Source organism: Paenibacillus lentus (assembly GCF_003931855.1).
Taxonomy (GTDB): Bacteria; Bacillota; Bacilli; order Paenibacillales; family Paenibacillaceae; genus Fontibacillus; species Fontibacillus lentus.
In genome coordinates, this window is record NZ_CP034248.1 from 4,605,072 (window position 1) to 4,617,886 (window position 12,815).

Annotated in this window: 14 protein-coding genes and 4 tRNA genes; 5 read left to right on the forward strand and 13 right to left on the reverse strand. The window is 46.6% G+C overall.

The annotated features are described in order from the left end of the window. Positions 1-13: 13 nt before the first annotated feature. Positions 14-331: an AzlD domain-containing protein gene (locus EIM92_RS20895; protein WP_125084486.1), complete on the reverse strand. Its 318-nt coding sequence runs from the start codon at positions 329-331 to the stop codon at positions 14-16. Positions 332-504: 173 nt separating this feature from the next. Between EIM92_RS20895 and EIM92_RS20900 the strand changes: the two genes are divergently transcribed. Continuing rightward, positions 505-1,362: a Cof-type HAD-IIB family hydrolase gene (locus EIM92_RS20900; protein ID WP_125084487.1), complete on the forward strand. Its 858-nt coding sequence runs from the start codon at positions 505-507 to the stop codon at positions 1,360-1,362. Between the two features lie 200 nt (positions 1,363-1,562). Here the strand turns inward: EIM92_RS20900 and EIM92_RS20905 are convergent. The 6 genes from EIM92_RS20905 to EIM92_RS20930 form a co-directional block, all read right to left on the reverse strand. Then, positions 1,563-1,645 (reverse strand) — tRNA-Leu (locus EIM92_RS20905). Positions 1,646-1,793: 148 nt separating this feature from the next. Next, positions 1,794-1,868, reverse strand: a tRNA-Glu gene (locus tag EIM92_RS20910). A gap of 518 nt (positions 1,869-2,386) precedes the next feature. Further along, positions 2,387-2,475 (reverse strand) — tRNA-Ser (locus tag EIM92_RS20915). Positions 2,476-2,483: 8 nt separating this feature from the next. Continuing rightward, positions 2,484-2,559: transfer RNA gene (locus EIM92_RS20920), tRNA-Asn, on the reverse strand. Positions 2,560-2,816: 257 nt separating this feature from the next. Continuing rightward, complete coding sequence (locus tag EIM92_RS20925) at positions 2,817-3,065, reverse strand: hypothetical protein (RefSeq protein ID WP_125084488.1); 249 nt, start codon at positions 3,063-3,065, stop codon at positions 2,817-2,819. Positions 3,066-3,128: 63 nt separating this feature from the next. Continuing rightward, positions 3,129-3,608, reverse strand: coding sequence for a SprT family protein (locus EIM92_RS20930; RefSeq protein WP_125084489.1), 480 nt, complete (start codon positions 3,606-3,608; stop codon positions 3,129-3,131). Between the two features lie 126 nt (positions 3,609-3,734). On the opposite strand from EIM92_RS20930, the gene EIM92_RS20935 reads away from it, so the two are divergent. Both EIM92_RS20935 and cmpA read left to right on the forward strand, forming a co-directional pair. Next, entirely contained in the window at positions 3,735-4,085 is a 351-nt protein-coding gene (locus EIM92_RS20935) for a hydrolase/acyltransferase (RefSeq protein WP_125084490.1), read from the forward strand. Between the two features lie 75 nt (positions 4,086-4,160). Further along, positions 4,161-4,298: a cortex morphogenetic protein CmpA gene (gene cmpA / locus EIM92_RS20940; protein ID WP_125084491.1), complete on the forward strand. Its 138-nt coding sequence runs from the start codon at positions 4,161-4,163 to the stop codon at positions 4,296-4,298. Between the two features lie 170 nt (positions 4,299-4,468). Here the strand turns inward: cmpA and EIM92_RS20945 are convergent, their stop codons facing one another. From EIM92_RS20945 to EIM92_RS20955, 3 genes are all read right to left on the reverse strand, one after another. Then, positions 4,469-5,101, reverse strand: coding sequence for an XTP/dITP diphosphatase (locus EIM92_RS20945; protein WP_125084492.1), 633 nt, complete (start codon positions 5,099-5,101; stop codon positions 4,469-4,471). After that, on the reverse strand, positions 5,101-5,859 hold the full coding sequence (gene rph, locus EIM92_RS20950) for a ribonuclease PH (RefSeq protein WP_125084493.1): 759 nt from the start codon (positions 5,857-5,859) through the stop codon (positions 5,101-5,103). Before rph ends, EIM92_RS20945 begins: the two co-directional genes overlap by 1 nt. A 205-nt stretch (positions 5,860-6,064) precedes the next feature. Continuing rightward, positions 6,065-7,126, reverse strand: coding sequence for a GerMN domain-containing protein (locus EIM92_RS20955; protein ID WP_125084494.1), 1,062 nt, complete (start codon positions 7,124-7,126; stop codon positions 6,065-6,067). Between the two features lie 168 nt (positions 7,127-7,294). Between EIM92_RS20955 and EIM92_RS20960 the strand changes: the two genes are divergently transcribed. Beyond that, positions 7,295-7,855 carry a phosphatidylglycerophosphatase A family protein gene (locus EIM92_RS20960; protein WP_125084495.1) on the forward strand — a complete coding sequence of 187 codons (561 nt, stop codon included), beginning with the start codon at positions 7,295-7,297 and terminating at the stop codon, positions 7,853-7,855. A gap of 76 nt (positions 7,856-7,931) precedes the next feature. Here EIM92_RS20960 and EIM92_RS20965 read toward each other — a convergent pair whose 3' ends face one another. From EIM92_RS20965 to EIM92_RS20975, 3 genes are all read right to left on the reverse strand, one after another. Continuing rightward, complete coding sequence (locus EIM92_RS20965) at positions 7,932-8,942, reverse strand: MBL fold metallo-hydrolase (RefSeq protein ID WP_125084496.1); 1,011 nt, start codon at positions 8,940-8,942, stop codon at positions 7,932-7,934. After that, a complete protein-coding gene (locus tag EIM92_RS20970; RefSeq protein ID WP_125084497.1) occupies positions 8,939-9,682 on the reverse strand; it encodes a class I SAM-dependent methyltransferase in 744 nt (247 codons plus the stop codon). Before EIM92_RS20970 ends, EIM92_RS20965 begins: the two co-directional genes overlap by 4 nt. A gap of 191 nt (positions 9,683-9,873) precedes the next feature. Further along, positions 9,874-11,181 (reverse strand): peptidylprolyl isomerase, encoded by a 1,308-nt coding sequence (locus EIM92_RS20975; protein ID WP_125084498.1) that lies wholly within the window; start codon positions 11,179-11,181, stop codon positions 9,874-9,876. 259 nt (positions 11,182-11,440) lie between these two features. Between EIM92_RS20975 and EIM92_RS20980 the strand changes: the two genes are divergently transcribed. Beyond that, on the forward strand, positions 11,441-12,796 hold the full coding sequence (locus tag EIM92_RS20980) for a dipeptidase (RefSeq protein WP_125084499.1): 1,356 nt from the start codon (positions 11,441-11,443) through the stop codon (positions 12,794-12,796). Positions 12,797-12,815: the final 19 nt, after the last annotated feature.

The window sequence follows — 12,815 nt, forward strand, 5'->3', positions numbered from 1 at the left end:
CTCGTATCTCCTGTCACATCAAGTAATATACTATTGTGTAAAATCCAATACCTGATACCACGGTTAACAACAATCGACGTGTCCACCATGCAACTAATATCGTTGGTATCGCTGCTAGCAGCATCGTATTGTCCCTGATTGGAACCCATTGTCCATCATTCAGTAACAGCAAGGGGCCAAGCAAAGCTCCAAGTACCGCTGGTGAAACATAAGAAAGCCACTCCTTAGTCCTTTCCGACCATTGCATGCGGCTTCCCAGCACGAGAGAAACTGCACGAAACATATAAGTTCCTGCTCCAATTAGGAGAATAATCCAAAGTTGAGATTCCATTAACTCATTCCTGTTCTTCTGTTTATAATTTGAGCGGCATATCGAATTTCATGTTTTCCGCCCGATTAACTCAAATTAATAGTATCATATTATCCCTAGGTTGACCTGAAATCAATTTCATATTTTATACTCTTAACAAGCAACCGCAGAACAAGCTATAGGGAGGATATATAATGAAGTTAATTGCCATCGATCTGGACGGAACTTTACTCACTGCTGAGAGTAAACCAAGCATAGAGGGCCTGCAAGCCATCCGCGATATTTTATCCGTCAACGATCACGAAGTAACAATTTGCACAGGCAGAGCTCGTTTTGACGTGTTAGGCATTATCGGAGAAGATATTCCTATACCAATTATTTCAGCGAATGGTGCTGCTGTGCATGATGAACGTGGACAGCTTTTGCAAGAGAGCCCCATTCCGCATACGATTGCTGCCGAAGCTATAAATTACTTGATAGCCCAGGACGTATATTTTGAAATCTTTTGTCCTGAAGAAATTTATACGCCTTTTGAGGGGATAAGCAAGGTTCAAGCAGAGATGGATATTCTCATCAGCGCAAATCCGGGTATAGACATTGACACGTTGCAAAGGGGCATACAAACGCAGATGCAGCAATTCGGCATTAAGCAGATTAATGATCCTCGTGAAGTTCTGCGCGCCGAGACTCCGATTTATAAATTGCTAATTTTTACGTATGACGGTGAAAAATTAAACCGTATCACTGAGCATTTTCAAAATCAACAATCCGTTCAAACTACCGCTGCTGCTAATCATACGTTAGAGATCATCTCCACAAAAACAGATAAAGGCAGCGCGCTTCAATTTCTTGCTTCCTATTATAATATCGACATGGCTGATACGATTGCCATCGGAGATAACTATAATGATATTTCCATGTTTCAAGCAGCCGGTACAAGTGTCGCCATGGGCAATGCTGTCGATGAAATCAAACAGCTAAGCTCCCTTACCACTCGAAGCAATAACGAGCATGGAGTCGCCTATGCTTTAAACACACTGCTTAGTCTGTAGCTCCTTAAACTGCTATCTTTCTTTACCTCTGTTCGAGAAACACCCTCGCCATAGACGAGGGTGTTCTGATTTTCCAATAGTTAAAGCCCAAAAGCTATGAGGATACCATGGGCTGGCTGTCCTATGTAATCTTAAATGTGATTAGATGTAAAACTTCAAAAAAAACCCTGCTCCCGCAAGGTTCTTCTTTGTGTTATGAATGCGGTCGAGAGGACTCGAACCTCCACGGGTATACACCCACTACCCCCTCAAGATAGCGTGTCTGCCATTCCACCACGACCGCATATTAAGTTATTCAGCTTATTAAGAAAGTGGTGACCCGTAGGGGATACTCTCTCTCCGGTCGAGACTGCGATGTGTTCCTATCGAAGCTCATGCTTCGACGAACCCCCAAGGGATTCTCATCCCCACTTGAAGCTTATTAAAGAAAGTGGTGACCCGTAGGGGATTCGAACCCCTGTTACCTCCGTGAAAGGGAGGTGTCTTAACCCCTTGACCAACGGGCCACATATTATATGTTGTCTACCTTTTTAGAGTGACAACAAAAATGAGTATATCAAAATCTAGGAGCATTGACAACCCCTTTTTGCGGAAGAAACAAAAAAAGTCTATCTGGGCTTTTATTATTGCTCCGACGAACCCTCTATTTGAGGGTTCTCATTCCTCTAACAACAAAGAGCCCCAGGATTGCCGGAGGCTCTTCATCACGATGTAGTTCAACGGAGAGAGAGGGATACTCTCACTTCGTTCGAGACTGCGAAGTAACGCTAACGTAGTCGATGCTCCGACGAACCCTCCACCTGAGAGTTCTCATCCCTCTAACTTAAAGAACCCTCCGATATTCAGAGGGTTCTGATTGATGTAGTTCAGAACGGAGAGAGAGGGATACTCTCACTTCGTTCGAGACTGCGAAGTAACGCTAACGTAGTCGATGCTCCGACGAACCCTCCACCTGAGAGTTCTCATCCCTCTAACTTAGAGAACCCTCCGATATTCAGAGGGTTCTGATTGATGTAGTTCAGAACGGAGAGAGAGGGATTCGAACCCTCGCACCGCTTACGCAGTCTAACCCCTTAGCAGAGGGTCCCCTTATAGCCACTTGGGTATCTCTCCAAAGAATATGGCTCCCCGAACAGGACTCGAACCTGTGACAACTCGATTAACAGTCGAGTGCTCTACCGACTGAGCTATCGGGGAACATTAAATCACTGTAGATTTAAGCTATAATTTATCATGATTTTCACTCAAAGTCAACATTAGGAGACAACGGGGAATGGCCTGGCGTTTAAGCCAGACCGCTGTGTGGAACCTTAGGAATCCTTTCGGTGCCGTGCCAGTTCGATGAGCATGACGATGAGTACCAGCAGTTGAATAAGCAGCTCTGCGCTCATAATGCCTCGCCTCCTCCGCATAGTGCTCCTTCGAAATCGGCTGCTCCTCTCCCCATGGACTCCTTACGCTCCCACTCCATATATATGATAGACATGGCAGATTTTTGACAATAAAAAAGAACCTTCTTCTCCATAGAAAGAGATCAGGTTCTTCTGTCTGTGTTTATTATTCTGACTCATAAGTTCTTGCTTGGTCTTGGTTCTTCTTGTTCTTAGATCAGCTGCCGCAAATGGGCTGCGACTCAGCGCCGGGTTACGTTTACCTTCACGGATTAATTTATCCCGCATTCGTTTGGCTTTTGATTTAGCCATTTATTGTCACATCCTTATGATTCAATTTGTCATAAAGTATATCATATTACATGACATAACGAGTTACGGATTCTGTTGGTCCTCATAACTAAACAATTGAAGGGTTCCCGCACACTTTCCGCAGCGATACCGCTTGAGGTCGACACGGCGTTTACGTAGGTATTCCATTCCACAGCTTGTACACTTCAGCATGTAACGGAACGGTAATGGCCTTCTGCCTTGCCTACCCGGCAGCGATTGGCAATATCTGCTCCCTCCAACCTGCTTTAGTAAGGCTTTGAAATCAGGATCGCGATGTCTGTAGCCTTTGCCCGCAATATGCAAATGATAGTGGCATAGTTCATGCTTAATGATTTTCTCCACTTCTTCTTTGCCGAAGGCTGTCAACTGGGCTGGGTTAATCTCGATATGATGTGAATTCATAAAATATCGTCCGCCCGTCGATTTTAATCTCCGGTTGAATCTGGCTTTATGTCGAAATGGCAGCCCAAAGCTGTGAAGCGAAATCTCCTCGACCCAAGACTGTAGTTGTTCATCGTTCATGAGAATAGCCTCCTTTTCATACCTAATTGCAATCCCTACAGGCATCAAGCGCTCTTTGTACTTGAATTCTAACTTCCTATTAAGCTACACTGTCAAGTAGCAATATTAAAAAGGAGATTGTTAAAAATGGCCTCAATGAGATATGTCATTCTACAGCAAGACTGTAATTTACGTTTTGTGGAAATGCCCTCTGACTATGCCTATCAGCTTAGCGCCCTTAATTTGCGCCTGAACAAAGAAATCGAAAAACTGACTGCCGCCGAGGTTCCCTCATTGCCACGAGCAATTGCCGAATGCAACGAACTCGATCTGCTTCAAGAATCGCTGCAAATTACAAGCGGTTTGGATTATATTAATGAGCTCGAGGCTGCCTTCTCCGCTATTCGCGAAGAAAATTATCCTTTGATCTCTTTGCTAACGGAAATCCGTGCTTTACAGGCACAATTAGAGCAATGGTACGAGGAAGAAGGGCAATAAGTTATTGGACCTGCACGCCTCATGGCTCCTCCCCATATGCTAACGTACATAGGGATTATCGGGGAGGAGATTTTATTGCCCAATTGGCTCAGCAACCAAATGATGCGTGCATTCCATAAAAAAGACCGGCGTCAAATTCGGCTGCTTAACGATTGCTGGTTTTTTTACTACAATCGCCGTAATACGAATAATGAAACTAGCAAGGTTCAGTAGATGGGGCAGCCCGCACAGGCCTTTCTATACTAAAATCCCCTTTAAGGTCAGTGTCTGCCCACCCACAATAAAGCGTGAGCTTCGTACACGTTCACTTAAAGGGGTTCTTTTCGCTACATTAGCTCCGAAAACCAAGTCATTCATAAGCTTCCGCATAGTCGGAGGCTTTGTTATTTATTCATGTCGTTTAACTTCCCCGCTAATTGCCTCAGTGCTGCTCCGCGATGACTTATCGCCTGCTTCTCCGATACCGTCAGCTCAGCAAGCGTCTTCTCGTACTCCGGAAGGTAAAAAAGAGGATCATATCCAAAGCCTCCTCCGCCAGCCGGTTCAGAGGTTATCCAGCCTTCCACCGTTCCGGAGGCCTCTGTAAACTCTCCCGTCTTCGGGTCATAAAGTGCGAGGTGACAAACAAAGCGAGCCGTACTCAGCAGGGGCTGCTCCGTATCTTCCCCAAGCTGCAAACGCTCTAATTCGCCTAGCAGCTTCTCATTATTGTCCTCGTCAGAAGCTCCTTCACCGGCATAGCGAGCTGAATGGACGCCTGGCGCCCCCTCCAGCTTGTCTACGCAAAGTCCTGAGTCGTCAGCAAGCACTGCTTGGCCCAGGAAGTCCCCTACCACCTTTGCCTTCTTACGGGCGTTCTCCGCAAATGTCTCGCCATCCTCCACTACTTCAGGAACATTTGGGTAATCAAACATACTCTTAACGGGCTTACCTAAAAAATCGAGTGCATGAGCAAATTCTCTCACTTTGCCCTGATTTCGCGTAGCTACGATAAGAACAGAATCCTTTTTATTCATCACACGCCTGCTTCTGACTGCTTGCTGCCAATTTTTGACGCAATCGGCCCGAGGGCCTCGCGCTGAATTTCAATCATTTCATGGATGCCTTGCTCCGCAAGCTCCAGCATCTTATTCAGCTCTTCTCTGGAGAACGGATTCTCTTCCCCAGTTCCCTGTACCTCAACAAATTGTCCTTGCCCAGTCATTACTACATTCATATCTACCTTGGCCTTGGAATCTTCCTCGTAGTTAAGATCAAGCAGAGTCTCCTCACCAACAATACCAACGCTAATCGAAGCAAGATAATCAGTAATTGGAAAAACAGGCAGAGAATGCTTCTGAACGATCTTATTCACCGCTAGGGCCAAGGCAACAAATGCTCCCGTAATCGATGTAGTACGCGTTCCTCCATCCGCCTGCAGCACGTCGCAGTCAATGGTAATGGATCGCTCGCCCAGAGCATGCAAATCAACAACAGAGCGCAGCGCCCTGCCGATCAAACGTTGGATTTCCATCGTACGTCCGCTTTGCTTGCCGCGAGCTGATTCGCGCTGATTGCGGGAGTGCGTTGCCCGGGGAAGCATGGAATATTCTGCGGTAACCCAACCCTTGCCCTGTCCTTTCATGAACATCGGCACCTTCTCTTCCACCGTAGCCGTACATATCACCTTCGTATCTCCAACCTCGATGTATACGGAACCCTCTGCATATTTGTTAATATTCGCTGTTAATGTCAATGGCCGCCGCTCATTTGCTTTACGCCCGTTTATTCTCATCGTAACCCGCCTCCTACGTTTCATGCTGTCCTTGCACTTTCCCTATTCTACCAAAGTGTAAGCATAAAATCACCATTCCATTCGTCTCTGACGTTATCTCATATTCCAACTGTTCACAAAATGTAATTCGGAACAAACTCCTTGGTCCGATATAACAGAACTGGGCCTGCCGCGGCAAGCCCAAATTAAAGTGTATTATTCAAAATTACAGTGGAATTTGGTTGATGTTTTCCGGCCTGGACACTGGTTCGCTATATTTCTGATTATCAAGTCCAACAACATTCTTTTGACCATTCAGCCAGATTCGCACCTGATCCTCCGGAGTATTCTCCGTCACAGTAAGTACTAAGGATTGAAGCATCTGAGCAGGCACTCTCTCTCCTGGATCAAACATATCGTCGCTGATCGATACAGTGACAATGCCGTCCTGCGATATATCGATACTGTCGACAGTAGTGTTATCGGTAACAACGCGCTCTAGTCCTTCCCCACGGGCCGGACCTTTTATTAATTCATGCAATGCTGACTGAATCCGGTCAGAAGCGCTGGGGACAAAACGAGTGACCGGCACAAAATATTGCACGCCCTCCGGCGTCGCCGCTGAAAAATACATAGTAACTGGGCTGCTTTGTGACAGGCTAGTGCCGTTATTCATCTCTAAATTAATGCCTAAGACTCTCGTCAATGGACGATCTAACGGCGTTCCATCCACGGGCATTTCATTCAGCTTTTCGCCGTCGACCCAGAGTTGAATCTGCCGGATGTCCGGATTTTCCGTCAACGTCCAGGTGAGAGCCTCCATAACTTTACGTTCTTCCGGGGCCCCGTAATTCCTAAAAGGCTCTGTAAATTCGACAATGGCTAATTGCTGGTCTTTCTGCAGTGTAATTGCCTTGACCTCGGTTCCTTCGGGCAGTACCCCTGTAAATCCTGCTGGAACGAGCTTAGCATAGGGGCCGTCCTTCACCAAGCTTTCCAGGACACGAGTTAATTGCGTGCTGCTGTCATCTTCCGGCAGCGGAATAGCAACCGGAGCTAACAAGCCGTGATCATTCTGCAAATAGACGGTCGACATCTTGCCTTCCGTACCTGAGCTTGACTGATCCTGCACCTCAAGATTCCTAAGCATCTGATATTCAATATCTTCCGGTGGAGGGTCAATTTGAGCTGATGATTTTGCCGCAAAGGGGTTACAGGCTGTCAGCAATAACGGGAGAGCGAGCAATCCCGCAACAGCAGTGTTGCGTATTGAGCGGTTCCATTTCATGACCTGGGTTCCTCCCTAACATTTTTCTAAGGTTTGTATTACTATATATACGAGCCCCTTCATGAAAAATAACTAAATTTTCCTAGAAGTGGACACACTGCATCTTAAGCGAAGTCAAAAGAATACAAGTAGATAACATCAAAATCGAGGGGTAGAGGTGAATTGGGGATGGAACAACCAAAAGCAAAAGTGCCTTACAGCTTAAACAGTAAAAAGGTTGCTGACACAACCATGGAATGGCTGCAAAAACGTGGAGTGAAACTCAGCGAAATAGCCGAGCTCGTCATGCTGCTGCAGCAAAAATATTATCCAGGCTTGACCATGGAGGAATGCATTCATAATGTGGAGCAGGTTCTCAGTAAAAGAGAAGTGCAAAATGCTGTACTTACGGGAATTCAACTGGACATTCTGGCAGAGCAAGGACTTCTGATTCCAGAGCTGCAGGACATGATTGCCAATGATGAAGGCTTATACGGTGTGGATGAGATTTTGGCGTTCTCGATTGTTAACGTTTATGGAAGCATCGGCTTTACTAACTATGGCTACGTCGACAAACTTAAGCCGGGTGTATTGGAACGTTTAAACGATAAAAGCCTAGGCCCTGTCAACACGTTCCTCGACGATATTATCGGAGCCATAGCTGCTTCAGCAAGCAGCCGCATTGCCCACCGCAAACAGGCCGAACGCGAAAAAGAACGCGGCGAAGAAACGATGGATACCGACAGGTAACTTCATTGCTTGCAAAGCAAAGAACAAGCTACAGCAGAAGCTGCAGCTTGTTCTTTGTGTTTAAACCGTATTTCTACTATTGCGCACTGCAAGATTGCTGTCGTGCACTAAAACGAATCTCCTTACCGCCTGCACTATCTTGTTTAGCCACACGGCCTTGACGCACAAGCTCAGTCAAATGGGCCAGCGTCTCCGACATCGCAAACCGCATCTGGTGGATGCCAAGCTTTGTCCCAAATACGCTGCTGCATACCTGGAAACCTGTCAAAGGCTCATTCCGCAGCAGCTGCTCCATCCGCAGAAGGCGCTGCTCATGGTGCTGAATCAGAAGACTTATTCGCTCGTGAAAATAGTCAAAAGGGCTCCGATGTCCAGGGAAAGCCATCCTCACATCATACTTATGAAGCCGCTCCAGCCCGCTAATAAAGGCTTTCAACGGATGCGTCTCACTGCCTGGAAGTAAACTAATATTAGGAGATATTTGCGGCAGAACGGCATCCCCGCAAATCATTATTTTCTTATCCCGATCATAAAAAGACATATGACCAGGAGCATGTCCACCACTCATAATAGGCTCCCAACGCCTCCCCCCCATTGTAAGGAATTGATCTTCCGTTACAAAGGTAGCCTTAGGAAAAGGCGTCACTTGAGCGATGAACCCGTGCAAATGCTGCGGCAGCCGCATCAACCATTCGTCCGGCATACCATGCTGTCGAAACAGAACAGAAAGTTCTTCATTGATCGTACTTTCTATTCCCCACATCCGCTCCGCTTCTTCATAAGCCCTTGCTGACATATAGACCTGGGCTTGGGTCAATGACTGCAAATACCCAGCAAGCCCGAAATGATCAGGATGATGGTGAGTCAAAACAATCGAGGAAATTTCACTTGGATGTATTTCAAGCTCTCTCCAGACGGCTTCCCATTCCTTTTCAGTCACTTCCGTTCGCGGCCCTGGATCTATAATGGTAACTCCCTCGGGGCCGCGAAGCAGGTAACTGTTCACTTGGCGCAGCGGGGGAGCCATCGTTATCGGAATCTGAATCAATCCCGCTTGCGCCCACTCCTGAAACCTTTCGGAAATCATATGGATTTCCCGACCATAATCATTCGCGGAGAAGCCTCAGCATCATAGGGTATATCGCCATAGCCTCCATAGACATGCTCCAATTGCAGGCCGCTTTCCGTCAGCATTGCTGTAAAATCTTCGCGATTATACAGCTTTATCCGTTCTAAATAATACCTTGGCTCATCGGAAGCACCCGGCTCTATATTTCGAATCGTAATATGCTTCTTCACATACCCATTCTGAATGCTGCGTTCCTCTGTAATATGCTGACCTTCATCTACACGTTCGGATCGAGAAACCAGATGCTTTACAGTATAAGAAGGATTTAGGAAATCAATAATGAATCGTCCGCCCGGCTTCAGAACTCGGCGAATTTCCTTCAACACCTTAATATGCTCTGTATCCTCCTCAAAATAGCCGAAGGAGGAGAATAAATTAACGACAGCATCAAAGCTGCCCTCCAGCGGTAAATTGCGCATATCGCCCTTGAGCCACGTTACGCGTCCTTCCGGATCTTGATGACGTGCCTCCCGCAGCAGGACGTCCGATAAATCTATGCCGGTAACCTTATATCCGGCTTCTACTAATGCCATGGAATGCCGCCCCATGCCACAGCAAAGATCCAACACTTTTGCTCCAGCAGGCAACTCTAACCAGGAAATCATCGTATGTACTTCGCGTTTCGCTCCCTGTACGTCGCGATGTTTATAGACCAGTAAATAATCTTCACCAAAGCTACGTTCATACCACTCCGTCATCAGAATTGCTCCTCCCTATCTATGCAAAAAACTGCTCTAATACTAAGGTATACATAAACCCAATAACTTGCAAACGAAAATAACGTGATATGTTTAGTTCAAGCGCAACCAATCATTAACATAGCAGCAGCCAGCGGCTCTTAATAGAGGCGCTGGCTACCCTTAATTCACTGCATAATTGCAAATATCATTTAACTCGCTGAATTACCATTATCAGCTTCACCATTGACTGTGTTCCCCGTATTCGATAATTTATTCGTGATCTTGGCGTCGCTCTCCACCTCATTGATCCATTCCTCGAATAATTCCGATACTTGCTGTGCTACCAAGTTCTTGCGAATTTCATCTTTGCTCTCCTCGAATGTCGCCTCTTTAGCTTCCTTACGATCGGTTAGCTTGATGACTCTATATCCATCATCCGTTTTCACAGCACCGCTAATTTCATCCTTCTGCAGCTTAAAGGCCGCTTCTTCGATAGCTGGCTCTACCTGTCCCCGTCCAAAGAATCCGGTATCTCCGCCAAGCTCCCTCGTGAATGTATCTAGCGATTTGTCCTGAGCCAGCTCCGCAAAATCCTTACCGTCCTTCAGCTGCTGAATGACTTCATTTGCTTCTTCCTCGGTCTCTACCAAAATAACCGAAGTGCGAACCTGTTCCGGAGTGTTGAAGGATTCTTTGTACGTTTCGAAGATTTCCTTCACTTCTTCATCCGTTACGTTGGTTTTGTCCTTAAGCAGCTTGGACACCATAACATTCAGCTCAGCATCCTGTTTCAAATCGTCCAATGTCATGCCGTACTGTTGAAGCATTTGCTCCAATATTTCAAGACTGCCGAAGGATTTCACATAATTATCGATTTCGGATTGAATATCTTCTTCCGATACCACAATATTCTTCTTCTTGGCCTCCTGCTTGATCAGCATCTTCCTGATCATCGCTTCCAACGCCTGCTTGGCTTGTTCGCCTCCACCTGCCTTCACCAACTCGTTATAGAGTTCATCCTGGGTAATTTTAGCTCCATTAACTGTTGCCACGACATCCTTCTTGCCTCCAACCAGTGGCAGCACCAATACAATGACTAGCACAGCTGCTAGAACTAAAGAAATGATCGGCCATATATTGGATGAACCGGAGCTCGGAGGAGGAGTGGAGTCAAACTGAGGGAATGCTTGTCCTCCGGCTGAGATGTTCTTTTCTGCTCGGACTTCGGTGGCGGCTTTCTCATGAGCCTCTGCCTCAGTACCGGATGCAGCCTCTGTATCTGCTTCTGTATCTGTTTCTGTATCTGTTTCTGTATCTGCTTCTGCATCAACTTTATCTGCTAAGTCAGTGTTTACACTTGCTTCGTCTGTTAAGGTCGCTTCCGCATCTATCACCGTTTCCGCAGCCGAACCTGCCTTTTCCGCTGCCGCAGTCTCTTGGGAAGAGCTCTCTTGCGCTGAGCCAGCTTCGTTCTTCTTCCCTTGTGATTCTAGTTCCTTCTTATCCTTATCTTCCATTCACTCAAAAACTCCCTTCATTTCACCTAAAGACGGAGCTTTTAAAATTAAGCTCTCTTTAAAGAGAGTAACAGAATTAACAGAATCAAACATTAAATAAAAATAAATTTAAACGGACTTTTATTAAAATCTGCTTAATTCACATCGCAAGCTATACTCATGGTTAGAATAATCCAATGAGTCCCTTACATTCGTGTAAATTGCCAAAACGTAGTAAACTATAGGGGTCACAATAATGTTCGAGAGGATCTGATCAACGATGAGCTATGAGTCCTATTTTCAAAAATATAGGGAACAACATTTAGAGGAATTAAAGCAATTACTGACGATACCTAGCATTTCCGCCCTATCTGAGCATAAGCCTGATATCGCAAAAGCTGCGGAGTGGATTTCCAACTCGTTATCGAGCGCAGGGCTGGAGAATGTGGAAATCATTCCGACTAAGGGACACCCGATTATTTATGCAGACCATCTTCATGCTCCAGGGAAACCAACCGTGCTCGTCTATGGGCATTATGATGTTCAACCAGTAGATCCGCTGCATTTATGGGATACACCCCCGTTTGAACCGACTGTCCGAGACGGCAAGTTATATGCGCGCGGAGCAACAGATGATAAAGGCCAGCTTTTTCTTCATATTAAAGCCGTGGAGGCTATATTAAAGGAAGAGAAAGAACTTCCGGTCAACATTAAGTTTTGCATTGAAGGCGAGGAGGAAATCGCCAGCTCTAACCTTCCGCCTTATTTGGATGAGCATAAGGATAAGTTAGCCGCCGATGTCGTACTCATCTCCGATACGGCTCTCCTGGAGCCGGGCAAGCCGGCCATCTGTATCGGCCTTCGCGGACTATGCTCCTTAGAAGTCACGGTACACACCGCCAATACGGATCTTCACTCGGGAACCTTCGGGGGCGGCGTACCGAATGCACTGCATGCCATCGTTTCCTTGTTGGCTTCGCTCCATGATGACAAAGGAAGAATAGCCGTAGAGGGCTTCTATGAAGGCGTGCCTGAACTAACTCCCACCATGCGTGAGGAGTTTGCCAAGCAGCAGTTTAATGAGGATAAGCTAAAAGCCGATCTGGGCCTGGATACACTTTATGGTGAAGAAGGCTATAGCTTCGTGGAGCGAACTGGTGCGCGTCCCACGCTGGAGCTCAACGGGGTTTATGGCGGTTTTCAGGGTGAAGGCTCCAAGACCGTCATTCCGAAAGAGGCTCATGCCAAAATTACCTGCCGCCTAGTCGGCAATCAGGATCCGCAGGATATTTTGGACAAAATCGAAGCGCACTTAAAGCAACATGTCCAGCCTGGCGCGAAATTAAACATCGTCCAAGTGGAGAAGGCACGTGCGTTCACCATCGATCCGGCGAATCCAATGCTGCAAAAAGCGGCAGATGCTTATGAACGCGTATACGGCACCCGCGCCCTGTTCACGAACGACGGCGGCTCCATCCCGATTGTCGAAACATTATCCCGGGTCCTAGATGCCCCGGTCGTCATGATGGGCTTCGGACTCCCTGACGAGAACCTCCATGCTCCGAACGAGCACTTTAATTTGGAGAACTTCGATAAAGGGCTGCTAACGATCGTGGATTACTTGAAATTGCTCTAGGCTGTTGAAGGGCGTACGA